This is a genomic window from Agrobacterium sp. D14, assembly GCF_001526505.1.
Lineage (GTDB): Bacteria > Pseudomonadota > Alphaproteobacteria > Rhizobiales > Rhizobiaceae > Agrobacterium > Agrobacterium leguminum.
This window is the reverse complement of sequence record NZ_ASXX01000001.1, coordinates 532,848-558,235: the sequence shown is the minus strand read 5'-3', so window position 1 is coordinate 558,235 and position 25,388 is coordinate 532,848. Positions and strand designations below refer to the sequence as shown.

General features: G+C 59.6%; 26 protein-coding genes, 1 tRNA gene and 1 pseudogene. 13 read left to right on the top strand and 15 right to left on the bottom strand.

The genetic code is table 11. The features are described from left to right. Positions 1–602: 602 nt before the first annotated feature. The 4 genes and pseudogenes from L901_RS02730 to L901_RS02715 form a co-directional block, all read right to left on the bottom strand. Positions 603–1,375, bottom strand: a pseudogene (locus L901_RS02730) (amino acid ABC transporter ATP-binding protein). A gap of 11 nt (positions 1,376–1,386) precedes the next feature. Next, on the bottom strand, positions 1,387–2,544 hold the full coding sequence (locus L901_RS02725; protein ID WP_003524858.1) for an amino acid ABC transporter permease: 1,158 nt from the start codon (positions 2,542–2,544) through the stop codon (positions 1,387–1,389). Positions 2,545–2,546: 2 nt separating this feature from the next. Continuing rightward, positions 2,547–3,743, bottom strand: coding sequence for an amino acid ABC transporter permease (locus L901_RS02720; RefSeq protein WP_003524861.1), 1,197 nt, complete (start codon positions 3,741–3,743; stop codon positions 2,547–2,549). 106 nt (positions 3,744–3,849) lie between these two features. Next, complete coding sequence (locus L901_RS02715) at positions 3,850–4,872, bottom strand: amino acid ABC transporter substrate-binding protein (protein ID WP_003524863.1); 1,023 nt, start codon at positions 4,870–4,872, stop codon at positions 3,850–3,852. 376 nt (positions 4,873–5,248) lie between these two features. Between L901_RS02715 and L901_RS02710 the strand changes: the two genes are divergently transcribed. Further along, the gene (locus tag L901_RS02710; protein ID WP_059753126.1) at positions 5,249–6,436 is read left to right on the top strand and encodes a cystathionine beta-lyase; all 1,188 of its coding nucleotides are present in this window, start codon (positions 5,249–5,251) and stop codon (positions 6,434–6,436) included. A gap of 2 nt (positions 6,437–6,438) precedes the next feature. Here L901_RS02710 and L901_RS02705 read toward each other — a convergent pair whose 3' ends face one another. Both L901_RS02705 and L901_RS02700 read right to left on the bottom strand, forming a co-directional pair. Then, positions 6,439–7,620 carry an FAD-dependent monooxygenase gene (locus tag L901_RS02705; RefSeq protein ID WP_059753123.1) on the bottom strand — a complete coding sequence of 394 codons (1,182 nt, stop codon included), beginning with the start codon at positions 7,618–7,620 and terminating at the stop codon, positions 6,439–6,441. A gap of 30 nt (positions 7,621–7,650) precedes the next feature. Then, complete coding sequence (locus tag L901_RS02700) at positions 7,651–7,896, bottom strand: zinc-finger domain-containing protein (RefSeq protein WP_035261222.1); 246 nt, start codon at positions 7,894–7,896, stop codon at positions 7,651–7,653. A gap of 170 nt (positions 7,897–8,066) precedes the next feature. Here L901_RS02700 and L901_RS02695 point away from each other — a divergent pair, with 170 nt between their 5' ends. The 3 genes from L901_RS02695 to L901_RS02685 all read left to right on the top strand — a co-directional run bounded on the left by L901_RS02695 (position 8,067) and on the right by L901_RS02685 (position 10,213). After that, a complete protein-coding gene (locus tag L901_RS02695) occupies positions 8,067–8,843 on the top strand; it encodes an alpha/beta fold hydrolase (protein WP_035261230.1) in 777 nt (258 codons plus the stop codon). 200 nt (positions 8,844–9,043) lie between these two features. Next, positions 9,044–9,868 carry a serine O-acetyltransferase gene (cysE, locus tag L901_RS02690; protein WP_035261225.1) on the top strand — a complete coding sequence of 275 codons (825 nt, stop codon included), beginning with the start codon at positions 9,044–9,046 and terminating at the stop codon, positions 9,866–9,868. Between the two features lie 141 nt (positions 9,869–10,009). Next, a complete protein-coding gene (locus L901_RS02685; RefSeq protein ID WP_003524869.1) occupies positions 10,010–10,213 on the top strand; it encodes a DUF3126 family protein in 204 nt (67 codons plus the stop codon). Positions 10,214–10,268: 55 nt separating this feature from the next. Here the strand turns inward: L901_RS02685 and L901_RS02680 are convergent, their stop codons facing one another. Continuing rightward, positions 10,269–11,663, bottom strand: a complete 1,395-nt coding sequence (locus L901_RS02680; RefSeq protein WP_059753121.1) for a cytochrome P450 — start codon at positions 11,661–11,663, stop codon at positions 10,269–10,271. Positions 11,664–11,773: 110 nt separating this feature from the next. Here L901_RS02680 and L901_RS02675 point away from each other — a divergent pair, with 110 nt between their 5' ends. Next, entirely contained in the window at positions 11,774–12,433 is a 660-nt protein-coding gene (locus L901_RS02675; protein WP_059753118.1) for a TetR/AcrR family transcriptional regulator, read from the top strand. Positions 12,434–12,530: 97 nt separating this feature from the next. Here the strand turns inward: L901_RS02675 and fdhA are convergent, their stop codons facing one another. Together fdhA and L901_RS02665 are read right to left on the bottom strand one after the other, a co-directional pair. Then, positions 12,531–13,721: a formaldehyde dehydrogenase, glutathione-independent gene (gene fdhA / locus L901_RS02670; RefSeq protein WP_059753224.1), complete on the bottom strand. Its 1,191-nt coding sequence runs from the start codon at positions 13,719–13,721 to the stop codon at positions 12,531–12,533. Positions 13,722–13,882: 161 nt separating this feature from the next. Next, positions 13,883–14,755, bottom strand: coding sequence for an ATP-binding protein (locus L901_RS02665; protein ID WP_035262045.1), 873 nt, complete (start codon positions 14,753–14,755; stop codon positions 13,883–13,885). Between the two features lie 206 nt (positions 14,756–14,961). On the opposite strand from L901_RS02665, the gene yajC reads away from it, so the two are divergent. From yajC to L901_RS02640, 5 genes are all read left to right on the top strand, one after another. Continuing rightward, a complete protein-coding gene (yajC, locus tag L901_RS02660; RefSeq protein ID WP_003524964.1) occupies positions 14,962–15,309 on the top strand; it encodes a preprotein translocase subunit YajC in 348 nt (115 codons plus the stop codon). A gap of 80 nt (positions 15,310–15,389) precedes the next feature. Then, a complete protein-coding gene (gene secDF, locus L901_RS02655) occupies positions 15,390–17,963 on the top strand; it encodes a protein translocase subunit SecDF (protein ID WP_059753115.1) in 2,574 nt (857 codons plus the stop codon). Next, entirely contained in the window at positions 17,963–18,355 is a 393-nt protein-coding gene (locus tag L901_RS02650) for an Mth938-like domain-containing protein (RefSeq protein WP_059753114.1), read from the top strand. The genes secDF and L901_RS02650 overlap by 1 nt, the downstream gene beginning before the upstream one ends. Before the next feature lie 23 nt (positions 18,356–18,378). Then, on the top strand, positions 18,379–19,224 hold the full coding sequence (locus L901_RS02645; protein ID WP_059753111.1) for a phytoene/squalene synthase family protein: 846 nt from the start codon (positions 18,379–18,381) through the stop codon (positions 19,222–19,224). A gap of 145 nt (positions 19,225–19,369) precedes the next feature. Continuing rightward, complete coding sequence (locus L901_RS02640) at positions 19,370–19,828, top strand: hypothetical protein (RefSeq protein ID WP_059753108.1); 459 nt, start codon at positions 19,370–19,372, stop codon at positions 19,826–19,828. Between the two features lie 20 nt (positions 19,829–19,848). Here L901_RS02640 and L901_RS02635 read toward each other — a convergent pair whose 3' ends face one another. From L901_RS02635 to lipB, 3 genes are all read right to left on the bottom strand, one after another. Continuing rightward, complete coding sequence (locus tag L901_RS02635; RefSeq protein ID WP_020810929.1) at positions 19,849–20,784, bottom strand: DMT family transporter; 936 nt, start codon at positions 20,782–20,784, stop codon at positions 19,849–19,851. Between the two features lie 88 nt (positions 20,785–20,872). Further along, positions 20,873–21,940 carry an NAD(P)-dependent alcohol dehydrogenase gene (locus tag L901_RS02630; protein WP_059753106.1) on the bottom strand — a complete coding sequence of 356 codons (1,068 nt, stop codon included), beginning with the start codon at positions 21,938–21,940 and terminating at the stop codon, positions 20,873–20,875. Between the two features lie 66 nt (positions 21,941–22,006). After that, positions 22,007–22,738: a lipoyl(octanoyl) transferase LipB gene (gene lipB, locus L901_RS02625; RefSeq protein ID WP_059753104.1), complete on the bottom strand. Its 732-nt coding sequence runs from the start codon at positions 22,736–22,738 to the stop codon at positions 22,007–22,009. A 189-nt stretch (positions 22,739–22,927) separates the two neighbouring features. Between lipB and L901_RS02620 the strand changes: the two genes are divergently transcribed. Next, positions 22,928–23,012: transfer RNA gene (locus tag L901_RS02620), tRNA-Leu, on the top strand. A 198-nt stretch (positions 23,013–23,210) separates the two neighbouring features. On the opposite strand, the gene L901_RS02615 is transcribed toward L901_RS02620, so the two are convergent. After that, the gene (locus L901_RS02615; RefSeq protein WP_197419689.1) at positions 23,211–23,456 is read right to left on the bottom strand and encodes a hypothetical protein; all 246 of its coding nucleotides are present in this window, start codon (positions 23,454–23,456) and stop codon (positions 23,211–23,213) included. Positions 23,457–23,673: 217 nt separating this feature from the next. On the opposite strand from L901_RS02615, the gene L901_RS02610 reads away from it, so the two are divergent. After that, positions 23,674–24,099, top strand: coding sequence for a PAS domain-containing protein (locus L901_RS02610; RefSeq protein WP_020813199.1), 426 nt, complete (start codon positions 23,674–23,676; stop codon positions 24,097–24,099). Between the two features lie 77 nt (positions 24,100–24,176). On the opposite strand, the gene L901_RS25890 is transcribed toward L901_RS02610, so the two are convergent. Next, positions 24,177–24,344, bottom strand: a complete 168-nt coding sequence (locus tag L901_RS25890) for a Thivi_2564 family membrane protein (protein WP_003502827.1) — start codon at positions 24,342–24,344, stop codon at positions 24,177–24,179. A gap of 111 nt (positions 24,345–24,455) precedes the next feature. Between L901_RS25890 and L901_RS02605 the strand changes: the two genes are divergently transcribed. Further along, complete coding sequence (locus tag L901_RS02605) at positions 24,456–24,881, top strand: OsmC family protein (protein WP_059753099.1); 426 nt, start codon at positions 24,456–24,458, stop codon at positions 24,879–24,881. A gap of 3 nt (positions 24,882–24,884) precedes the next feature. Here L901_RS02605 and L901_RS02600 read toward each other — a convergent pair whose 3' ends face one another. Beyond that, positions 24,885–25,379 carry a peptide deformylase gene (locus L901_RS02600; RefSeq protein WP_059753097.1) on the bottom strand — a complete coding sequence of 165 codons (495 nt, stop codon included), beginning with the start codon at positions 25,377–25,379 and terminating at the stop codon, positions 24,885–24,887. Positions 25,380–25,388: the final 9 nt, after the last annotated feature.

Here is a 25,388-nt window from a genome sequence, read left to right as displayed (position 1 = left end):
GTGGTGTGGCGCCCTTATAGTCAGGCTCCCGAAGGTCTGCAAGCGGAAAAATGCATGATTTGACAAAAAAATGACATGGGCAGCCAGAAGCCCTGAAAAACAAGGATTCTTGTTTCGTAACAAATGGTTAAACGGTCGGAGTTTGCTGTTTTGCGTGAGTGATATGGCTCGGCTTCAATTGCCTTGCGAAACATGTGGTTTCTCAAGTCTGCGGGCTAGCGAAAATCAAGTCAGGTATTTTCCATATATCAGCAGGCCAGAGAGTATTATTATGATTGCATTGATCGCATATGCCATCCACCGCACAAAATTTGATTTCGGGGGACTGCCGGATATCAAGCCGCTTAATATGTCTCCTAGAAATACAAGCAAACCATCCATCGCAAACATGTCCAAGGCCGCGATCAAATTATCGCTACGACTATATCAGGCTGGCCAGTTAGAAGTTCAAGTATTGCTGCTTGGGTCGACAATAAAATAATAAAGAGGCTCCGGTTTCACTTGCGGCCCTCGGTTTCAGTTTAAAAAAAGAAACGGGACCGTGAGGTCCCGTTTTTAGGTTTGCAATTTGAAAACGTCCGTTCCGGACGCCTCTTCAATGATCAGTGCAGAATCTGGCTGAGGAACAGCCGGGTGCGCTCGTGCTGCGGATTGTCGAAGAATTCGGCGGGCGAGTTCTGTTCGACGATCTGGCCCTGGTCCATGAAGATGACGCGGTTTGCCACCTGGCGGGCGAAGCCCATTTCGTGGGTTACGCACAGCATCGTCATGCCGTCTTCGGCAAGGCTGACCATGGTGTCGAGCACTTCCTTGACCATTTCCGGGTCGAGCGCCGAGGTCGGCTCGTCGAACAGCATGATCTTCGGCTTCATGCAGAGCGAGCGGGCAATCGCCACGCGCTGCTGTTGGCCGCCGGAGAGCTGGCCGGGATATTTGTTCGCCTGCTCGGGGATCTTGACGCGCTTCAGATAGTGCATCGCCACTTCTTCGGCTTCCTTCTTGGGCATCTTGCGAACCCAGATCGGCGCCAGCGTGCAGTTTTCGAGGATCGTCAGATGCGGGAAGAGGTTGAAGTGCTGGAACACCATGCCGACTTCACGACGCACCTCATCGATCTTCTTCAGGTCGTTGGTGAGCTCGATGCCATCGACATTGATCGTGCCCGACTGATGTTCTTCAAGCCGGTTGATGCAGCGGATCATGGTCGACTTGCCGGAGCCCGAAGGGCCGGCGATGACGATGCGTTCGCCCTTCATGACCTTCAGGTTGATATCGCGCAGCACGTGGAAGTCGCCATACCACTTGTTCATGCCGATGAGTTCGATCGCCACGCCGTTGTCGAGACGGTCAGTTTTTTTGCTTGGGTTTCTGCCATTTGAGCGTCCCTTATCGTTTATGCCCGGTGTCGAGGTGCCGTTCCATGAACAGCGAATAACGCGACATGCCGAAGCAGAATATCCAGAATACGAAGCCTGCGAAAATATAGCCAGTCATGGCGGTGACGGGCGTGGCCCAGTTCGCATCCGATTGGTTTAGTGTGACAATGCCGAGCAGGTCGAACATGCCGATGATCGAGACCAGCGACGTGTCCTTGAACAGCCCGATGAAGGTGTTGACGATGCCCGGAATGACGAGCTTCAGCGCCTGCGGCAGCACGATCAGTCTCGTCTTCTGCCAGTAGTTCAGGCCGAGCGAATCCGCACCTTCATATTGTCCCTTCGGAATGGCCTGCAGGCCGCCGCGGATCACCTCCGCCATATAGGCCGAGGAGAACAGCGACACGCCGACGAGCGCGCGCAGGAACTTGTCGAAGGTCCAGCCGTCGGGCAGGAACAGCGGCAGCATGATGCTGGCGAAGAACAGGACGGTAATCAGCGGAATGCCTCTGATGACTTCGATGAAGAGCACGCAGAGCATCTTGATCACCGGCAGGTTCGACCGCCGGCCGAGCGCCAGAAGAATGCCGAAGGGGAGCGACACCGTGATCCCGAAGAACGACAGGATGAGGGTCACCATCAGGCCGCCCCAGAGCTGCGTTTCCACCTTCGGCAGGCCGAAGACGCCGCCGATGAGCAGGAAAAACGCAATGAAGGGCAGGATGATGAAAAGCGCCAGCGCATTCAGTCGCTTGAATGGCGCTTTTGGAATCAGCATCGGTATCAGCAGGATGGCGAACGCCACCATCACCAGGATGGGACGCCAGCGTTCGTCGATCGGATAGCGGCCGAAGACGAATTGGCCGAGCTTCGCCGAAACGAAGGCCCAGCACGCACCGGACTGGCCGTCCGGCAGCGCGCCGCCCTGTGAAGCGGTCAGGCAGGCGATACGATCGCTGCCGGTCCATACCGCGTCGATGAACAGCCACTTGATGATCGGCGGCACCAGATAGGCGAGCAGGGCAAGGGCGATAACCGTCAGGACGGTGTCCTTCGGCGTGGCGAAAAGTTTGGTGCGCAGCCAGTGGCCGAAGCCGACGGCGCTCGAGGGCGCGGGTTTGGCGTCCTCGATGGTCTGTCGCACGAATGCGTGATTGCTGATCGTCATCGTTATCGCTCCACCAGGGCCATTTTCGCATTGAACCAGTTCATGACCACGGCCGTGAGCAGGGACAGCGAGAGATAGATGACCAGCCAGATTGCAACGACTTCGACCGCCTGTCCCGTCTGGTTCAGGATCGTGCCGCCGACCGAGACGATGTCGGCGAAGCCGACAGCGACCGCAAGCGAGGAGTTCTTGGTCAGGTTGAGATACTGGCTCGTCAGCGGCGGGATGATGATGCGCATCGCCTGCGGAACGACGATCAGGCGCGTCGTGGTGCTGGAGCGAAGTCCCAGCGCATCCGCAGCTTCCGTCTGCCCCTTCGCCACGGCCTTGATGCCGCCGCGAACGATTTCGGCGATAAAGGAGGCGGTGTAGAAGGAAAGCGCCAGGAACAGCGACATGAATTCAGGTGCGACGACTGCGCCGCCCGAGAGATTGAACCGCCCGGCAATCGGATAGTCGAATGTCAGCGGCGCCCCGAGCGCCAGAAATGTCGCCAGCGGCAGGCCGATGATGAGAAGCGTCGCCGTTATTCCGGTGCGGAACTGCTGTCCGGTTCTTTCCTGTCTGGCCTTCGCCCAGCGGTAAACGAAGACGCTGAGAACGATGGCGACGAGGAAGGCGAGCGGCACGAGCCAGGTGCCTTCTCCCCACAGCGGCTTGGGAAAGAAAAAGCCGCGATTGTTGAGGTAGGTTCCAAGCGGAAGCTCGAGCGACTCGCGCGCCTGCGGCAGAACCGAGATGACGCCCTTGTACCAGAAGAAGATAACGAGCAGCGGCGGGATGTTGCGGAAGATTTCCACATAGGCCTGCGCGAGTTTCGAAATCAGCCAGTTGTTGGACAGCCGGGCGATGCCGACGATGAAACCGATGATCGAGGCGGCGATGATGCCGAAAAACGCAACCTGGATCGTGTTGAGAATGCCAACGAGCAATGCCCGGCCATAGGTCGCGTCGCTGGTATAAGCGATCAGCGACTGGCCGATATCGAAACCGGCTCTTCCGTTGAGGAAGCCGAAGCCGGACGAGATGTTTGACCGTTGAAGATTGGTGATCGTATTCGTCACGATGATCCAGACGAAGGCGGCCAGGACGACGACTGTCAGGACCTGATAAAAAATGCCGCGTATGCGTGGATCGTAGATAAGTGACGACGCGCTTTGCGCGCGCGATCGTTGCGAACTGACCGCGTTGCCTGCCATAGGCACCTTTCCCTTTTATGTGCTCTTTGCGAGCTTATTTATATAATTTGAAGCGGAGGCCGGGCGTTGCCCAGCCTCCTTATGATCTAGCCGGTAATGGGGCCGATCAACGGACCGGCGGTGCGTATTGCAGGCCGCCCTTGGTCCACAGCGCGTTCTGGCCACGCTCGATCTTCAGCGGAGAGCCAGCGCCGACGTTGCGGTCGAAGACTTCGCCGTAGTTACCCACCAGCTTGATGATGTTGTAGGCCCAGTCGTTGGTCACGCCGAGATCGGTACCGATCTTGGTGCCTTCTTCCGTGCCGAGCAGGCGCTTCACGTCCGGATTGGCGCTGTTCTTCTGCTCATCGACATTCTTGGAGGTGACGCCAAGCTCTTCGGCGTTGACCATCGCATAGTGAACCCAGGTCACGATGTCGAACCACTGATCGTCACCCTGGCGAACGGCCGGGCCAAGCGGCTCCTTGGAGATGACTTCCGGCAGAACGACGTTTTCGTCCGGGTTCTTCAGCTTCAGACGGATTGCATACAGACCCGACTGGTCGGTGGTGTAAACGTCGCAACGGCCCGAATCATAGGCGGAGGTTGCGTCGGATTCCTTTTCGAAAACGACCGGGTTGTACTGCAGATTGTTGGTCTTGAAGTAGTCGGCCAGGTTGAGCTCGGTGGTCGTGCCGGTCTGAACGCAGACGGCGGCGCCGGAGAGCTCGAGAGCGGACTTCACGTTAAGGCTCTTCTTGGCGATGAAGCCCTGGCCGTCATAATAGTTGACGGTGCGGAAGTTGAAGCCGAGCGACGTGTCGCGGCTGATCGTCCAGGTGGTGTTACGGGTCAGAACATCGACTTCACCGGACTGGAGAGCCGGGAAGCGGTCCTTGCTCGAAAGGGCGACGAACTTGGCTTTCGAAGGATCACCGAAAACCGCGGTGGCAATACCACGGCAATAGTCCACGTCGATACCGGACCATTCGCCCTTGTCATCGGGATTGGAAAATCCCGGAATGCCCGCGCTGACGCCGCAGGTGACGAAACCTTTTCCCTTCACATCCTGAAGCGTCGCAGCCGAAGCGACCGAGGCTCCTCCCAAAACTGCTGCGCCGATGGCGGCTGACAGAATTGCCTTTTTCATTTTTCCCAACCTTTGTTTGTTATCGTCACTTGGAAGGGGACCGGCATGTTTGTCTTCCCCAGCTCCCCCTTCAGCGAGATCTTTTTCGATCCGCTTTTTCTATCACAATCACAATTGGCAGCGGGGTCAAGACGTACGGGCAATAATTGTGCCTATAAAACGGAATTTTCCAAATTTTGGTCGGGAAGTGTGCAAAGGGTGAAAATATAAGCATATTTTTGCGGAAATTTGCACTTGCACAGTATTTGTATACTTATTGTATTCTGGTTGGCGATGGATCAATCCGACCTGCTCAGGCGTCCCTGCGGGACTTGACCTTGCGTTGCGGTCTTAGCATTGTCGCACGCGTCAATGTTCCTTCGAAAGCTGATCTGAAATGACCAAGACAAATGACCTGCTTTCCGCCGCAGGTGTGAATACGCGCCTGACCCATGGCGGCAACGATCCCGCGGACTGTTTCGGTTTCGTCAATCCGCCCATCGTGCGCGGTTCGACCGTGCTTTTTCCAGACGCGGAGACGCTTTCGACCGAAAACCAGAAATATACCTATGGCACCCACGGCACGCCGACGACGGATGCTTTGTGCAATCTCGTCGACGAGCTGGAAGGGTCTGCCGGAACCATTCTCGTGCCCTCGGGCCTTGCGGCCATCACCGTGCCGTTCCTTGCCTATCTCGGCGCCGGCGATCACGCGCTGATCGTCGATTCCGTCTATTTTCCGACGCGCCGTTTCTGCAATACGATGCTGAAGAAGCTCGGTGTCGAGGTGGAATATTACGACCCGGCAATCGGGGAGGGCATTGAGGCTCTCATCCGGCCGAACACGAAGCTGGTGCATCTGGAAGCGCCGGGTTCCAACACCTTCGAGATTCAGGATGTAAGGCTGATCACCGATATCGCTCACCGGTATGATTGCGTGGTGACGATGGACAATACCTGGGCGACGCCGCTTTATTTCAAGCCGCTCGATTTCGGCGTCGATGTCTCCATTCACGCCGCCACCAAATATCCTTCGGGTCATTCGGATGTGCTTATGGGCTTCGTTTCGGCCAATGAAAAGCACTGGAAGGCGCTTTATCAGGCCAATACCAATCTCGGCATCTGCGTCACCTCCGACGATGCCTACCAGATCCTGCGCGGCATGCGCACCATGGGAATAAGGCTGGAGCACCACCAGAAAAGCGCGCTCGATATCGCCACATGGCTGGAGAGCCGTGACGACGTCGTCCGCGTGCTGCATCCGGCGCTGCCGAGCTTTGCCGGGCACGAACTCTGGAAGCGCGATTTCAAGGGCGCAAGCGGTGTCTTCTCCTTCGTGCTGAAGGCGGAAGAGGGCAAATACAAGCAGGCGGCCGCCGCCTTCCTCAATGCGCTGACCTTCTTCGGGCTCGGCTATTCCTGGGGAGGATACGAATCGCTTGCCGTTTCGGTCTCGCTTGTCGACAGGACCATTGCCAAGGGCCCGTCGGAAGGGCCGGTCATCCGCCTGCAGATCGGGCTCGAGGATATCGCCGATCTCAAGAAGGACCTCGAGGCCGGGTTTGCGGCAGCGGCCGGAGTTTAACCTCAGCCTTTGGCGCGATAGCCGTAGAGCCAGTCGAAGTCCTTCAGGAAGGCGTCGGTGGGGCGCGTGGAAAACACGAAGTCCCGCGCAATACGCACCGGGCCCGTGGCGTGATAGGCAAAACGATTGAGAGAGGCCCGCTTGCGGGCCTTTTCTATGCGCGGCAGGCGCAGGGCCTCGAAGCTGGTAAGGGCCTGCGGCAAGGGCAGGGGCTTTTCGGCATTGCCGCCCGCCGTCGCTCCCGCAAGTTCGAAAGCATCCTCTATCGCCATCGCCGCGCCCTGTGCGGCGAAGGGCATCATGGCATGCGCCGCGTCGCCGATCAGCACCGTGTCACGACCATCGTGCCAGCGGCCCGGGCCGGCCTGATAGAGCGGCCAGAAGGTGGGATTCTCTGATGAATCGAGCAATCGGACGATATCCGGGCTGAAGCCGCGAAACTGTTCCAGCAGCATGGCTTTCTGCCGCCCGCTCGATTCCGCCCGCCAGGTTGCGCCGGGATCGGCACCGAGCGCGATGGCGACAATGTTGAAGCCGCCGACTTCCTTCAGCGGATAGGCGACGATATGGCCGCCGGAACCGAGATAGGCGGTCACTGCGCTTTTATTGATGGCTGACGGCACGTCGTTTGCGGCAACGGTGAAGCGCCAGGCAATATTGCCGGAGAAAGTGGCTGCGGGAGCGGAAGGGACCGCGAAACGGGCCGCCGACCAGACGCCATCCGCGCCGACGATCAGATCATGGTCACGGAAGGTGGTTGCGGCAATCACATCCGCCGTCGCGTTTTCGATGCGCTTGCCGAGATGCAGGCGGCAGAGCGGGTTGCGTGTCACCGCCTGGAGAAGCGCATTCTGCAGCGTCGAGCGGTGCAGCACGCCATAGGGTGCGCCCCAGCGTGTGCGCGCCACCGCGCCCATCGGCAGCGAGAGCAGCGTGGCGAGCGATTTTCCGGAGGCGAGTTCGACGCTGACCGGTTCGGTCCAGCGCGCTTCGATTTCCGGCAGCACGCCGAGTTCGGCGAGAATGCGGGCGGCATTGGGCGAGAGTTGCAGGCCTGCGCCCACTTCCGTCAGCTCACCGGCCTGCTCGATGATGTCACAGTCGATCCCGTACCGGGCAAAGGAAAGGGCAGCGGTGAGACCGGCGATGCCGGCACCGACAATGGCTACGGATTTGATGGGCATTGGTGCGCCCCGATCAGGAAAAGTGGAAGGTCAGGCGGCCTTCACATGGAAGACGCAGCCCGGAGGATTGGTCTGCTCGGCCTTCAGCGACGGATTGTAGCGGTAAAGGGTGGAGCAGTAGGAACAGACCTTCTCGTTGTCGTCGCCCATATCGATGAAGATATGCGGATGATCGTAGGGCACGGAAGCGCCGGTGCACATGAATTCCTTGACGCCGATCTCGATCATGCGGTGTCCGCCATCGTTCTGGAAGTGGGGAATGGAATGCCCGGCCATGTTCGTCTCCAAATGCAATATCGTTATCGAGCCGCAATCCGTCTTCGCGTGCCGGCTCGTCGTTGCGGATATGTAGCCTCAAACGCATTGCATCTCCATAAAAATCGTCAGCAAAACATGTTCAACATTGCTAATTCCTGCCATATGGTCCGGCAAAAAGGATGTCCTTGATGAATCTCAACACGCCGCAGTTTTCCGATTTTTCCCATGACGGCCTTCGCCTTGCCTATTTCGACGAGGGCGATCCGGCGGGCGAACCGGTTCTGCTGATCCACGGCTTCGCCTCCAGCGCCAATGTCAACTGGGTGCATCCCGGCTGGTTGAAGACGCTAGGCGAAGCGGGCTACCGGGTGATCGCCATCGACAATCGCGGCCACGGCGCAAGCGACAAGCCGCACGATTCCGAAGCCTATTATCCGCCCGTCATGGCCGGGGATGCGGTGGCGCTGCTCAACCATCTCGGGATCGCCGAAGCGCATGTGATGGGCTATTCCATGGGCGCGCGCATTTCCGCCTTCCTTGCCATGGCGCATCCGGAGCGCGTGCGTTCGCTGGTCTTCGGCGGGCTCGGCATCGGCATGGTCGAAGGTGTCGGCGACTGGGATCCGATTGCCGAGGCGCTTCTCGCACCTTCGCTCGATGTCGTCACCCATGAGCGCGGCCGCATGTTCCGCGCCTTTGCCGACCAGACGAAAAGCGACCGGCTGGCGCTGGCCGCCTGTATTGAGACGTCGCGGGTTCTCGTCACGCGCGAACAGGCTGAGAAAATCGATGCTCCAACGCTGATCGCTGTCGGAACGAAGGACGATATCGCCGGTTCCGGCGCGGAGCTTGCCGCGATCATGCCGCATGCGCGGGCCATCGACATTCCCGGCCGCGACCACATGCTGGCCGTGGGCGACCGGGTGTTCAAGGCGGCGGTGCTGGAATTTTACCGCTCGCTTTGACCCGGAGCATTTCCGGGAAAAGCGGAGCCCGGTTTTCCGTCCGGAAATGCGGCAACGCTGAGGACAGCAAGAAACGGTTTTTCATGCTGCATGAAGAAAAACTGAAGCCTTGCCGCCTTTAAAGTCGTCATTCGAATCCCATTTCTAATGCACGTCTTTTTCTGTATAAAGAACGACCACTGCAAACGAGGAGACCATTCATGGTCGCACGTACCGAGGCCCGTCAGCCCGAACAGCTGGCGATCGTCGATCCCATCTGGGGCAGCCTGCTCAATGAAGCCCGTAGCGCCGCGGCGCAGGACCCGCTGCTTTCGGCCTTCCTTTATTCGACGATCCTCAATCACCGGTCTCTCGAAGAATGTGTGATCTACCGCATCTGCGAACTCCTCGATCATCCCGACATGCAGGCCGTGCTTCTGCGCCAGACCTTCCAGGACATGCTGGATGACTGGCCGGAATGGGGAAGCGTGCTGCGTGTCGACATTCAGGCCGTTTACGACCGCGATCCCGCCTGCACGCGCTTCATGGAGCCGCTCCTCTATTTCAAGGGATTCCAGGCCATCCAAACCCACAGGCTCGCCCACTGGCTGCTGCAGAAGGGCCGCAAGGACTTCGCGTTTTACCTGCAAAGCCGCTCCTCGAGCATTTTCCAGACGGATATCAATCCGGCCGCGCGCATCGGCAAGGGCATCTTCCTCGATCATGCCACCGGGCTGGTGGTCGGTGAGACGGCCGTGATCGGCGACAACGTCTCCATCCTTCACGGCGTCACGCTCGGCGGCACCGGCAAGGAAGGGGCGGACCGCCATCCGAAGATCGGAAACGGCGTGATGATCGGGGCCGGGGCGAAAATCCTCGGCAATATCGAGATCGGCAGCTGCTCGCGCATCGCTGCCGGTTCGGTGGTGCTGAAGCCGGTTCCGCCCAAGACGACCGTTGCCGGCGTGCCGGCGCGCGTGGTGGGAGAAGCAGGGTGTTCCGAACCCTCGCGCCTGATGGACCAGCTTATCGGGGCCGATATCTGACTGGCCCTGCCGCGCTCCGATGGGGCCGGCATTTTCACGGTCGTCCGTGTGGAAGACACGGATGACTTGCCGCTTTCACTTTACTTTGGCCTTTGTCCCATGCCAAAAGCGGGCCAACGCGAACCGCACAGGAGAATAGTGGTGAAAGCCGACGAAATCAAAAAACTCGACGCCTATTTCAAGCGCACCTTCAACCCGACGATGGTGGTCAAGGCGCGTCCGCGCAAGGACGATTCCGCCGAAGTGTATCTTGGCGAAGAGTTTCTCGGCGTCGTTTATATCGATGACGAAGACGGCGACCGCTCCTACAACTTCTCCATGGCGATCCTCGACGTCGATCTGTGATCGTCACCATCCGGTGACGGATGGAGTTTCGCACTGAACCAGTCGCCCGTGGCGGTTACGCCGCGGGCGATTTGTTTTTTCGGCTGCTCACCTGCATCATCAGGCGGTTTTCCGGCCGCAAGGTGACCCGCATCAGCGGCTCGGTATTTGCCGGGCTTTTGTTCCTGAGGTGGTCGTTCTGCAAAAGCACGGCAAGGATTGCGACAGCCTCCATCATGGCAAAGGCGTTGCCGATGCAGACGCGCGGGCCAGCGCCGAAGGGCATATAGGCATAGCGGTGGCGCGCCTTGACCCTTTCGGGCTCGAAGCGTGAGGGGTCGAAGCGGTCGGGTTCTTCCCACAGTGTTGTGTGCCGGTGGACGGCGTAGATCGGCACATAAAGAACGGTGCCGGCGGGGATATCGTGTTCGCCGAGCCTGAAGTCCTGCAATGCCGTGCGTGTCACGACAGGGGCGGGTGGGTAAAGCCGCATCGCTTCCGAAAATACCTGTCTGGTATAGGTCAGACGGGCGATATGTTCGGCCGCGACCGGTTCACCTGCGGTAACGGTTTCGATCTCGTCGATGACCTTGCGCTCCACGTCGCTGTTTTGCGAGAGCAGATGGAAGGTCCAGGCAAGGCCGAGGGCCGTGGTTTCATGCCCGGCGGTGATGAAGGTCAGGAGATTGTCGATGATTTCCGTGTCGCTCATCATGCGCCCGGTTTCCGGATCTTTCGCTTCGAGCAGCATGGAAACCAGATCGTTCCTCTCGATCGGATTTTGTCGCCTTTCGGAAATGACGGTTGCAAGGCTGGAGCGAAGATAATCCACCGCCGCGCGCGCCTTGCGACGGCCCGGATGCGGAAGCCATTCCGGTGCCCCCAGCATGGCGAGTGCGAAGGTCCAGCCCGTGGGTTTCAGATAATCGGTGATGCTTTGCTCGACACGCCCGATATCGATCCCATGGCCGCCGGACATCATGGTTTCGACGATGATGTCGAAGGTCGTCCGCATCATCTCATGGCCGATATCGATGTCGCCGGCAGGCGATGAGCGCCAGCGCTCTTGCGCGCGGCGCGCGGCGTCGATCATGACCGGCAGCAGTTCCTGCAGCTTCTCGTGCCGGAACGCTGCGGCAACGGATTGCCTTTGCCACTTCCAGTGATCGCCATCGGCCGTCAGAAGCCCCTGGCCGAGCGCGGGGCCGAGGGCGCGGCGCACATCTTCCCCCTTGCCGAGCAGATGGGCGTTCTTGACCAGCCCCTCATGGATAAGCGCGGGATCGGCAAGATGAACCCGCATGACGCCGCCGAGACGGGTAAAGACCGCCGGCTCGCTGAAAATCTCCGGTGGCAGAGCCTTCAGCGGATTGCGGATGAGCGACAGCGCGACGCGGGCTGTTGCGAATTTGGAGACGGGAGCGATTCCGGGCGTATCCGGGGAGGCGGTGCGAAGGTCGGTTCCGGTCATTTACAGGTCCTTTGTCCGCGTTGAACACTTACATTTCCTGTTAAGGTGTATACCTTATTGTGAGTATTTAAGGTGTATACCTTAGATTTCAATGGTCGGGTTCGAAATCAATGAAGAAAAGCAGTACCGGGCGGACGGCGGCACGCCCCACACGCCAGAGAATTCTCGACGCCGCTCTCACTCTGTTTAACGAGCGCGGGCCCGACCACGTGACGACCGCCGAAATCGCAAGGGCGGTAGAGATCAATGAGGGCAATCTCTATTATCACTTCCGCACCAAGGAAGCGCTGGTTCTGGCGCTGTTTGCCCGGTTCGAGGCCGATGCGCTGGCAATAGTCGGAAAGATTGACGGGGCCGACGAAGGGGCGGCGGCAACCTATGCCGGTTTTCTGCGGCTCTGGTTTTCGCTGGTGTGGGACTATCGTTTCCTGTTTCGCGATCTGGTCGGTCTTGTCTCTTCCGCCCCGGCGCTGGTGGAGCCCGTGCGAACCATAAGCGCCGCGATGCGCCTTGCCGTCGGCGATATCGTCGCGCGCATGGAGAAAGCCGGCCTCGCCGCGATTCCCGAGGAAGAGCGGCCTGCCGTTCTGACAAACCTCTGGATCGTCTCCACCTATTGGGCGTCCTATCTCAATCTTCAGGAAGGCATCACCGAGTTCGGTCCGCCGCAGCTGGACTGGGGATTGAAGCAGGTCTCAAGCCTGTTCAGACCCTATCTCTCCGCGGAAGCGAAAGCCGAGCTGGAAGCGCTGCTGGTAGGGGAGCCGTAGGTTTCACCGGGCGGTGATATGGCTGGAAAACAGGGACGCCCGCGACGATATCCGTCGCGGGCGCTTTTACGATGATCAGCCATATGCCGCTGAAGTATCAGGCAGCCTTCAGCAGATCGCCATGCGGATCGAGGACGAACTTGGTGGCCGCGCCCTGATCGAAGCTTTCATAGCCCTGCACCGCATCGTCGAGTGCGATGATCTTGGCGTTGACGATATCGGCAATCGGCAGGCGGTCATGCAGGATCGCCTGCATGAGCTGGCGGTTATATTTCAGCACCGGCGTCTGGCCGGTGTGGAAGGATTGCGCCTTTGCCCAGCCGAGGCCGAAGCGCAGCGACAGGCTGCCCTGTTTCGCCGCCGCGTCGACTGCGCCGGGGTCTTCGGTGACATAGAGGCCCGGAATGCCGATGGAACCTGCGGCGCGGGTGATTTCCATCATCTGGTTGAGAACGATGGCTGGCTGTTCGCCGCCCGCATGGCCGCGCGCTTCGAAGCCGACGGCGTCGATGGCGCTATCCACCTCGTTGGTGCCGACGATTTCGGCGATCATGTCGCCCAGCCGGTCGCCCTTGGAAAGATCGACGGGTTCAAAACCGACTCTTGCCGCGTGCGCAAGGCGATCCTTGTTGAAATCGCCGATCATGACGACCGCAGCACCCAGAATGCGGGCGGATGCGGCGGCGGCAAGGCCGACCGGGCCGGCGCCCGCGACATAGACCGTGGAGCCGACGCCGACGCCCGCCTTGACCGCGCCGTGGAAGCCGGTCGGCAGAATGTCGGACAGCATGGTGAGGTCGCGAATCTTCGACATCGCCTTGTCGCGGTCCGGGAACTTCAGCAGGTTGAAATCGGCATAGGGGATGGTGACATAACGGGCCTGTCCGCCGATCCAGCCGCCCATATCGACATAACCGTAAGCGCCGCCGGCGCGGGACGGGTTCACCGTCAGGCAGACGCCTGTATCCTGCGACTTGCAGCAGCGGCAGCGGCCGCAGGCGACGTTGAAGGGCACCGAGACGATATCGCCAATTTCCAGCATCTCGACATCGACGCCTTTTTCGATGACTTCGCCGGTGATTTCATGGCCGAGGACGAGGCCCGGCATAGCCGTGGTGCGGCCGCGCACCATATGCTGGTCGGAGCCGCAGATGTTTGTGGAAATCACCTTGAGAATGACGCCGTGCTCGATACGGCGTCCATCCGGCGCCTCAAGCTTCGGGTCATCGATATCGCGAACTTCGACCTGACCCGGCCGCATGTAGACGACGCCTCTGTTCCTGCTCATATCCATCTCCTCCATGGTTTGAACACCGTACCTGTCCGCTCCTCCGCAGACAGGTGACTCCATGGGTGCAGCAAACCATGTGAGGGGAGATGTGGCGTTCGGGAATACGACACGCGGTGTGGTCGTAACGACACCGCGTTTCGCCCGATGTCACGGTGGCGTTATCTGTCGAGCGGTTTTCTGAGGCGGCCAGCGGCGTCCTGAATATATTGCCAGGCGACACGGCCCGAGCGGCCGCCGCGCGTGGTCGCCCATTCCAGCGCCTCGTGATGCAGCGTTTCGCGGTCCAGACCCAGATCGAAATGCGCCGCATAGCTGTCGATCATCGTCAGATAATCGTCCTGGCCGCATTTGTGGAAACCGAGCCACAGGCCGAAACGGTCCGAAAGCGAAACCTTCTCCTCCACCGCTTCCGAAGGGTTGATGGCGGTGGACTGCTCGTTTTCCATCATGTGGCGCGGCAGAAGATGGCGACGGTTGGAGGTCGCATAAAACAGCACATTGTCCGGCCGGCCTTCGATGCCGCCGTCGAGCGCCGCCTTCAGCGATTTATAGGCCGTATCGTCATGGTCGAAGGAGAGGTCGTCGCAGAAGACGATGACGCGATGGCCGGAGGCTTTCAATATATCGAGCAAAGCGGGCAGGGTGTGGATGTCCTCGCGGTGCACTTCCACCAACTTCAGCGAAACGCCGCTTGCCGCGCGCACATCTTCGTGAACGGCCTTGACCAGCGAGGATTTGCCCATGCCGCGCGCGCCCCACAACAGCACGTTATTGGCGGCAAAACCTTCCGCGAAACGCAGCGTGTTTTCGTGGAGAATGTCGCGGACATGATCGACGCCACGGATCAGCTTCAGGGCGATACGGTTGGGGCGGGGAACCGGCTGGATAAAGGAGTTGACTGGCGCCCAGACGAAACAATCGGCCGCATTCCAGTCGTTTACGGCGGGCGCCGGCCCGGCCAGACGTTCCACGGCGATGGTGAGCCGGCGCAGTTCTGAAAGAAGCAGGGAGGCCGTTTCTTCTCGAATCATGGTGTTTCTTCCGCTTGTCTGGTGTTCAAAACTCTGTTTTGCGCCCGGCCTAGCATGGCGTTTCAGGCCCATAAAGGTTAAGAGGTCCGGAATCGGTACGGCGTGGGCCCTGCATCTGTTGCAATCCCGGCGTTCCCCACTATATTCCGGCGGCTTGAAAGCTGGGGCGGCATCCAAGGTCGTGCCGTAATTCTGAGGAGTTTTATATGTTCATTAGTCAAGCTTTTGCCCAGGACGCAGCGGGCGGCGCATCGGCCTTCGGTTCCGGCCTTGAAATGCTTTTCCTGTTTGCGCCGCTTATGGTGGTCTGGTACTTTTTCCTTATCCGCCCGCAGCGCGCGCAGATGAAGAAGCGCCAGGAAACGCTGACCAATATTCGCCGTGGCGATCAGGTCGTTCTTGGCGGCGGCATCGTCGGCAAGGTGACCAAGGTCATCGATGACAATGAACTCGAAGTCGAAATCGCCGAAGGCGTGAAAATCCGTGCCGCCCGTGCCTACATTGCCGAAGTGCGTGTGAAGGGCGAAGTGGTCAAGACGGAAGCCGCTTCCTGATCCTGCCGGATTATCGAATGCCCGATTGCGAATTTTGACGGGTTGCGCACAGCGCGACCCCAACCCTGACCGAGATCGAAATGCTTCATTTTTCCCGTTGGAAAACAGTCTTCATCTGGCTGCTTGTGCTGGCAAGCGTCTTTATCGCCTCTCCCAACCTGTTTACGGACAAACAGCTGGAGGGCATGCCTGCCTGGTACAAGGACAACAAGGTAACGCTCGGTCTCGACCTTCAGGGCGGTTCGCACATCATGCTCAAGATCGAGCGTTCCGACATCGTTAAGGAACGGCTTGAAACGATCGTCGGCGATGTGCGCACGCAGCTTCGCGACGCCAACATCCGCTATTCGGGGCTTACCGGCAACGGCCAGCAGATTCAGGTCCGCATCAGCGATCCCGCTCAGGTGGAAGCCGCCAAGACCGCGCTTCGCGACCTGACGCAGCCGGTGTCCGCCGGCACGCTGGTCGGCGGCTCCATCACCGAAGTGACGATGAATGACGGCGGCGACAATCTGCTCAGGCTCAACCTGACGGATGAAGGCATCGACTACCGCCTGTCATCCGCCGTTTCGCAATCCATCGAAGTCGTGCGCCGTCGCGTTGACGAAGTCGGCACCACCGAGCCGCTTATCCAGCGTCAGGGTTCGGACCGCATCATCGTGCAGGTGCCCGGCCTTCAGGATCCGCAGCGCCTGAAATCGCTTCTGAACCAGACGGCAAAGCTGTCCTTCCGCATGGTCGATACGACGATGCCGGTACAGGAAGCCATGAACGGCCGTCCTCCCGCAACGTCGGAAGTTCTTTATTCGCAGGACGATCCGCCGGTTCCCTATCTGGTGGAGCGCCGTGCGCTCGTTTCCGGCGATAATCTCGTCGACGCGCAGGCAAGCTTCAACCAGCAGACCAACGAACCCGTCGTCACCTTCCGCTTCGACAGCCGCGGCGCGCAGCGCTTCGCGCAGGCGACGCAACAGAATGTCGGCAAGCCCTTCGCCATCGTGCTCGATAACCAGGTCATTTCAGCACCTGTCATCCGCGAGCCGATCATCGGTGGTTCGGGACAGATTTCAGGTAATTTCTCGGTACAGGGCGCCAACGATCTCGCGGTTCTGCTGCGCGCCGGCGCGCTGCCGGCCACGCTGACCGTGGTTGAAGAACGCACCGTCGGCCCGAGCCTCGGTAACGACTCCATCACCGCCGGCCTGACGGCCAGCGCCATCGGCGCGGTCGGCGTCCTCATCTTCATGTTCGTCTTTTATGGCTTCTTCGGCCTGCTGGCGAATATCGCCCTCATCGTCAACGTCATCATGCTGCTCGCTGTGCTGAGTGTGATCGGATCGACGCTGACCTTGCCGGGTATTGCCGGTATCGTCCTGACCATCGGCATGGCCGTGGATTCGAACGTTCTGATCTATGAGCGAATACGCGAGGAGGTGAAGAGCGGTAAACCGCTGATCCAGTCATTGGATAACGGCTTCACCCGCGCCTTTGCGACCATTATCGACGCCAACCTGACGACGCTGATCGTGGCAAGCGTGCTGTTCTACATGGGCACTGGTCCGGTGAAGGGCTTTGCGGTCACGCTGGCCGTCGGTATCATCACCACCGTCTTTACGGCCTATACGCTGACGGCGTGGATGTTCGGCTACTGGGTTCGCCGCAGCCGTCCGAAACACCTGCCGAAGGGTGTCCGCACCGCCATGTTCGACGGTCGTGACATTCCCTTCATGCGTTATCGCCGCGTGGTGTTCATGATCACCGGCGCCATCATGCTCGCCTGCGTCGGCGGTTTCGTGGCCAAGGGTCTGAACCTCGGCATCGATTTCCAGGGCGGTTCGGTCATCGAAGTGCGCGCCAAGCAGGGTGAAGCCGATCTCGCCGATATTCGCGATCGTCTGAACCAGCTCAATCTCGGTGAAATCCAGGCGCAGAACTTCGGTACGCCGCAGGATGTTCTCATCCGCATCCAGGCGCAGGACGGCGGCGAAAATGCCGAGCAGTCCGCCATCACCATGGTGCGCGGCGAGCTTGAGGACAAATACGACTTCCGCCGCGTGGAAGTCGTCGGTCCTGCCGTTTCCGGCGACCTGACCGTTACCTCCACCATCGGCGTTATGCTCGCCATGGCGGCGATCATGGTCTACATCTGGGTTCGCTTCGAGTGGCAGTTTGCACTCGGCGCGGTCATCTCCATGGTGCACGACGTGGTCTTCACTATCGGCCTGTTCGTCTTCCTTGGGATAGAGTTCAATCTGACCAGTATCGCGGCGATCCTTACGATCATCGGATATTCGCTGAACGATACCGTGGTCATCTACGACCGTGTCCGTGAAAACCTTAGGCGATACAAGAAGATGCCGCTTTCCATGATCATCGACGTGTCGCTGAACCAGACTCTGTCGCGTACGATCCTTACCGGTCTGACCGTACTTCTGGCACTGCTGGCACTGTATCTCTTCGGCGGCGAGGTCATCCGTTCCTTCACCTTCGCCATGCTGTTCGGTGTCGGTATCGGCGTGTTCTCCTCGGTCTACATCGCCGCTCCGGTGCTGATCGCCTTCAAGCTGCGTCCTGACAGCAAGGATGCGGAAGACGAGAAGGACGACAAGAAAGAAAACAACACCGGCGCCATTGGCGGCAAGCCTGCCGTCTGATGGCCGGCGGGATTGAAATACGCCCGGCCCATTTTCCCGGCCGGGCGCCCATCGATGCCTATGGCAATGGCGGGTTCCGTTTTGCCGACATGTCGCATCGCGGTTCGCTTCTGCTCCTGCCTTCCGGCATCTATGGGTGGGAGCCTGTCGATGCGAAAGAACTGACGGTCGGACATTTCGAAAAGGTTCTGGCGGAAGCGCAGGATATCGAAGTGCTGCTGATCGGCACGGGCGACGGCATGCGGGTCCTGCCGAAAGAGTTGCGCACCGCCTTCAAGGAGGCGGGCATTTCGGTGGATCCGATGAGCACGGGCGCCGCCGTGCGCACCTATAATATCATGCTGTCGGAATCGCGCGCCGTGGCTGCGGCGCTGATTGCCGTCGAAGGCTGACAGGACGTTTCGCGCGGGGAACCATGGCACCCACAGAAAATCTCGACGTCTGCCTCGCGACGCTGCGCGATACCGATCGCGACCGCTATCTCGCCTGTCTTTTGTCGCCTGCCGACAGGCGTAATGCGCTTGCCGCGCTATACGCCTTCAATGCCGAAATCGCCCGCATCCGCGATTCCGTGCGCGAAGCGCTGCCCGGCGAGGTGCGCATGCAATGGTGGCGCGATCTTCTCGACGGCAATCCGCACGGCGACAGCCAGTCGCACCCGGTGGCAGCAGCGCTTTTAACGACGATCGAGCACTATCGCCTGCCGCGCCCGGTTCTGGCCAATATGATCGAGGCGCGTATCTTCGATCTCTATGACGACCTGTTCGAGGATCGCAATGCACTGGAAGGTTATGCCGGAGAGACCGCATCCGCATTGATCCAGCTTGCAAGTCTCGTCCTTTCCGCTGAAGACGCCGCATCCAGTGCGGAGGCGGCAGGTCACGCGGGCGTAGCGCAGGCCATGGCCGGCATGCTGCTGCTCATGCCGCTGCACCGGCGTCGCGGGCAGGTCTATATTCCCGCCGATATGCTGGCTGCGGCCGGGCTCGACCGCGAGACCTTTCTTGAAGGGCAGGACAGGCAACGCATCGGCATCGCCATCGAAATTTTCGCGGCCCATGCGCTGGATCATATCGAGAAGGCGAGACGCTCGAAGATTTCGAAAAATGTCTTTGCCGCCTATCTTCCCGTCGCCCTGTCCGGGCCGGTCATCGCTGCTGCCAGAAAGGCGGGGAGCGGCGTATTCGACGGCGACCTGCAACTGTCGCAGCTTCGCCGGCAATGGCTGCTGGCAAAGGCTTCCTTCCTCAAGCGTTTCTGATGGCGCGGATCGCGCCAGGCGGTGAAACGACGTCGATCCCGCAAAGCCACACTTCACACAAGCCTCGGTCTATATGAACCTGAACCGGGTTCGCATCGTTTCGATTCGCGAATCTTGATGTTTCGATGCTGAGGGAGCGTCCCGGATGAGTATTGCGATCTGGATTATCGTTTTCGTGCTGCTTTCGGTCTTCGCTGTTTATGCCTGGCGCATGTCGCGGGCGACGGATGAGGATAACAGTCATGATGTGGGGCAGGCGATCATGGATTTCGCCCGCGCGTTTCCCAATGAGGCGATCAGAAGTCTGCATATGACGGCGGATGGCGGCGCGGCCTTCGTGCGGCTGCACGACAACAAGGCCGGCTTCATGCGCAATATGGGATCGCATTATGTGTGCGTGATGATCGATCCCGAGCGCATCCGGGTCGAAAGTCTTGAGAGCGGCGACGGTTTCGTCGTCACCTTTTTCGACATGCCGAAATATAGCGGCTCATACCGCTTCAAATCGGCCGGAGAGGCGGCCGAGGTTTCCCTCTGGCTGCTCGGCAGTCTCGTGGAGGCGCAGGACCATCACGACGAAGGGCCGCTGCCCTCGAACGGTTGAGGCATGTCAGGTGTCGGCTGTCACTGCCCGTCAAGCGGTGGGGTCGCACCGGCCTGCTGGCGCTCGCGCCAGATGATGAACAGGCCGGATGCGACGATGATGAGGATGCCGAGCCATTTCGACGGCGTCGGGAAATCCGAAAACAGCGCATAACCGAGAATCGTCGCCGAGATGATCTCGAAATACTGGAACGGCGCCAGCAGAGAGAGCGGCGCCAGCCGGAAGGCCCTGACGATCAACAGGTGCATGTAGCCGGATATCGACCCCAACAATACGAGCAGGGCAAGTGCGAAGCCGGATTGCGGCAGCGAGACGGCAAAATCCTTGTCGCCCAGCGCATCGCCGGCGAAAAGTGCGGCCCCCATGAACACGGTCCCCGCAATGCCGGACATTGTCTGCATGACCAGCGGGCTGTCGGCATCGCCGATGGCGCGGTTCAGGAAGAGGTAGAGCGTATAAAGAAAGGCGCATGCGACCGGCAGAAGCGATGTCCAGCCGAAGATTTCGAAGCTGGGCTGTATGACGATCAGCGCGCCGCCGAACCCGACCGCAATCGCCGTCCAGCGCTTCCAGCCCACCTTGTCGCCGAGGAAGAGGGCCGACATCATCGTCAGCATGAAAGGCTCGACGAAATAGATCGCGAAGACATCGGCGAGCGGCATATATTTAACGGCGGCGAAGAACATCAGGCTGGCCGAGGCGTGCAGCACGCCGCGCAGGCAGTTCATCCACGGCCGCTTGGCGCTGAACAGCGCCCTGGGCGACACCACGAGCAGCAGCGGCAGGGTGCAGAGCACCTGGAAAAAGAAGCGGTAGAAGGTCACCTGCGCCGGCGACATGCCGCCGCTCACCGCCATATATTTGGCAATCGCATCCATGACCGGCAGCACCAGCATGCAACCCGCCATGATGGTCATGCCCTTGGCGATATCGTTGAAACCGGTCTGGCTGGTCATGGATCGGGGAGTCATGGGTCAGGCTGCGCTTTCGACCAAAAGGTCCAACGGGAGAGGGGACGCCCGAAAGGTCGCCCCCCTTCCGGGGTCAGGCGGCCTTCTGGCGCGGCAGGCTCTTCATATCAATGACGAAACGATAACGCACATCGCTTTTTATCATGCGTTCATAAGCGTCGTTGATCTGATCGATATCGATCATCTCGATTTCGGCGGCGATGCCTTTTTCGGCGCAGAAATCCAGCATTTCCTGCGTCTCGGGAATGCCGCCGATCATCGAGCCGGCAAAGGTCTTGCGGCCGGGAATGAGGCTGAAGGCCATAACCGAGAGCGGCTTTTCCGGTGCGCCCACCTGCACCAGCGCGCCATCGCGTTTCAGCAGCGCCAGATAGGCGTTGATGTCGTGGTCGGCGGCCACGGCGTCGATGATGAGATCGAGGCTCGAAGCGGCCTTCTTCATCTGCTCGGCATCGCGCGAGACGATCACCTCGTGGGCGCCGAGCTTTTTCGCGTCTTCCGCTTTGGCGGGCGAGGTGGTGATCATCACCACGGTTGCGCCCATGGCATTGGCGAGCTTGACCGCCATATGGCCAAGACCGCCGAGACCGACGACGCCGACACGCTTGCCGGGTCCGGCATTCCAGTGACGCAGCGGCGAATAGGTGGTGATACCCGCGCAGAGCAGGGGTGCTGCCGCCGCCGGATCGAGGCCTTCGGGAATGTTGAGGACGTAACGGTCGTCGACGACGACGTGGGCGGAATAACCGCCGAGCGTATGCGCGCCGCCGCCCATCGCTTTGTCGGGCGAATTATAGGTGCCGGTCATGCCGTTTTCGCAATATTGCTCCAGCCCCTCGGCGCAGCTTGCGCATTCCCGGCAGCTATCGACGATACAGCCGACGCCGACGCGGTCGCCCGCCTTGAACCGGGTGACCTGTGAGCCCACCCGCCCGACGCGGCCGATGATTTCGTGGCCGGGAACGCAGGGATAGAGGGAGCCCGGCCATTCGCTGCGGGCAGTGTGGATATCGGAGTGGCAGACGCCACAGAATTCGATCTCGATTTCGACATCGCGCGGACCTGGATCGCGACGCTTGATGGTCGCGAGCTTCATCGGCGAAGAACCGTCATCGCAGGCATAGGCGGACGTTGTGAACATGATCGCTCCTCCTCTTGTGGTGATCGATGCTGGAAACACCGGCCTGCGGCAAAGGTTGCGGTGGGATCAGCCGCTTGCGCCGGTTTCGGACACTGCCTCGCCAAACACCTCCTCAAAGGCCTCGCGCAGCAGAACGTCGACGTCGCCGATCATAACCGGCAATCCAAGATCGACAAGGCTGGTGACGCCATAGGCGCTGATGCCGCAGGGAACGATGCCGGAAAAATGCGAGAGGTCTGGATCGACGTTGATCGAGAGCCCGTGGAAGCTCACCCATTTGCGCAGCCTGATGCCAAGTGCCGCGATCTTGTCTTCGGCCATGCCGCCATCGGGAAGCAGCGGTTTTTCCGGACGCCTGACCCAGACGCCGACGCGATCCTCGCGCCGCTCGCCACGCACATTCATCTTGTCGAGCGTGCGGATGATGACATCCTCCAGCGCCGCCACATAGGCGCGGACATCCTGCCGCCGCCGCTTCAGGTCGAGCATGACATAGACGACCCGCTGTCCCGGCCCGTGATAGGTATATTCGCCGCCACGACCCGTGGCGAAGACGGGGAAACGCTCCGGCTCTATAAGATCGGCGGCGTCGGCGCTGGTGCCGGCGGTATAGAGCGGCGGGTGTTCCAGAAGCCAGACGAGTTCGTCGGCCTCGCCGCTGGCGATGGCGGCGACTTCACGCTCCATTTCCTCAATCGCCTGTTCATAGGGGACGAGGCCTTCCGAGATTCGCCAGCGTACGGGCGGTGATCCGGCGGCGGGCAGCATGTTTGTCTCGATATCGGTGCGTGTGAGCATGAAAAAGTCCTTTCCACAGCCTTCTCGCAAAATGGCGACAAGGCCGCAACCCCAGCATTTCCGGGCTTCCTGCATATAGGATGGTGCGGTGCGATTTTTAATTTCAAAAAACTGTCACGACGCTCTTGTGCACCGAAAATCCTTTTGCTACATGCACCCCCGTCGGCGCAAGTCGACGCCTACCACGATGCGGTCGTGGCGGAATTGGTAGACGCGCAGCGTTGAGGTCGCTGTGGGGCAACCCGTGGAAGTTCGAGTCTTCTCGACCGCACCAAAGAAACCCGCTTCGGCGGGTTTTTTCTTTTTTGGCCAGCCGTTTAGCTTGCCTTCTGTTTCCTGTCCCCGGTTCGTTGGACCGTATTGGATGTGCCCCAAGCCACGCCAATCTGCTTTAGCCCGCGGCCAGAGCGCCATGAATTAACGGCGGCAAATTATCGACCTGCCGCCGTTCGAATTGAATGGACGAGGTGGATCAGCGTCGGTTGCGCTGGCCGTCACCGACACGGTAGGGGTCACCGTCCATGACCTGATCCATGCGCCACTCGTTTCCACGATATGGACTATGCCACGTCTGGCACCCGGCCAGAAAGACGGTTGCGGTCAGCAATCCGAAAGTGAGGGCGGCTCGCACCATATTGAACTCCTTCGACATGTCATCATAAGCCATGTAGGCGCAGCCAGGTGGTTTTGCGATGCCTCTTTGAAATTTATCGTCCATTTCGGAACCCTGGAGCACGTCCGGTCAAAACGGAATCGTCGGACATGCTCCATCGCTTTGTTTTTTCGCATTTCCAGACGTAAAACCGCTACGCACTTTTACTGGAAATGCTCTAGCTGGATTCGGCCATCGTCAAATTTCGGTGGATATCGATGCACGCTGCAGTAGTCGTGCGGTTCCCCCCTACAAAAACGAGGGGTGGAATATTAGAGGTCCGATGTTAGCTTTTGTCAGGAAAATATGTCTGGGGGTTTTCGTGCTGGGGGACAAAACGGATTCAGACAATGCGCTTGGCTATTACATGTGGAGCATTTCCGACAACAGGCTGATCATGGATGCGGTCACTGCGGAATGCCACGGGTTTTCGGAGCCGGTTGCGTCACGCGGGGTGACGATCGAGGAGATTCTCGAAAGAATCGATGTCGAGATGCGCGATCAGGTGGCGCAGGCCATTTTTGAAAGCATCACTACCGGTGTGTTTTTCGACCAGCGCTACAAAGTCAATCTGCCGGACGGGTCGGACCGGTGGATTGTGGCGAAGGGCAGGGCGATTTTTGATGCCGACAATACGCCGTTTCTGGGCATTGGCAGCGTTCGGGATATTACCCTGAAAAAAACCTATCAGTTCGAGCCTCGGCAATAGCGACCGGACGGGGTGAAAACCGCGCATAAAAAGAGGCGGCTTTCGCCGCCTTTTTTCGTCTGCACCGTGCGGGGACATCAGAAGACGGCGAGATATTTCAGCAGCGAAATAATGCCGATGATGATGACGATCACCTGTGCGATCTGTTTCGCACCGCCGCCGACCGGCAGTCGCGCGATAAGCCACAAGACGAGCACAATCACCAGGAAGGTGATCAGAATGCTGACGAGCGTAGATGTAACCATATGTCCCAGCTCCCTTTTCAATCAATACTCAACGGTCGTTCACCGTTGCGTGAGTAAAAGCGCGAGGCTAATTTTGGTTCCATCGGGTGAAATCGCGGTGTGAGGTCGGGCATGAATCAGTTCAGGGTTAAAAAGCGGCCGACGGGCGCTGTCGTCACTCTTGGCCGTCTCGGGCATCCCGATGTCGTCACGGCCACCGGAGGCGCTCTGACGGTGGTGACGGCGGCCTCGGAGCCGGGTTTCAATCCGCTCGATCTTCTTTATTCGTCGCTGTCGGCCTGTCTGGCGCTCAGCGCCCGGATTGCGGCGAGCCGCATGGGCGTGCTCGATCGGTTCGAAAAGGTTACGGTGCATGTATCCGGCGAAAAGGCTGAGGAGGAGCCGTCGCGGATCGTGCATTTCGATGTCCGGATCGAGATAAAGGGGGATTTCGATGAGGCCACGCGCAGCGCCATCGCCCATATGGCCGAGGATATCTGCACCGTCAGCAACACGCTGAAGGGCGATGCGGAATTTGCGCTGTCGATTACCGGCTGACCATCAGGATTTCCGGGATTTTTCCCATTTTTTCACCAGCCGGTCGCGCTTGAGCTTCGAGAGGCGCTTCAGCCAGAAAATGCCGTCCAGCTGGTCGATCTCGTGCTGGATGCAGATGGCGTGAAATCCCTCGGCGGTCTGCCGGTGTTCGCCGCCGGCTATGTCCTGAAATCTCACCTCGATTTCGTAAGGCCGCTCCACCTCGTCGGTAAAGCCCGGCATGGAGACGCTGCCCTCCACATGGCGCATGGTCTGCGTGGATTGGCTGACGACTTCAGGGTTGATGTAGGTAAGCACGGTTCCCGGTGTCAGCTCCAGCACGAAAACTCGCTGCTTAACGCCGATATGGGCGGCGGTGATGCCGACTCCGGGCGCGGCGCGCATCGTGTCGATCAGGTCCGTCACCAGCTCCTGCAATTGCCCGTCGAAAGCCGTGACCGGCGGACAGATTTCGGACAAGCCGGGATGGGGGTAGGGCAGGATCGGCCTGGTTGCCAAGGAATGCTC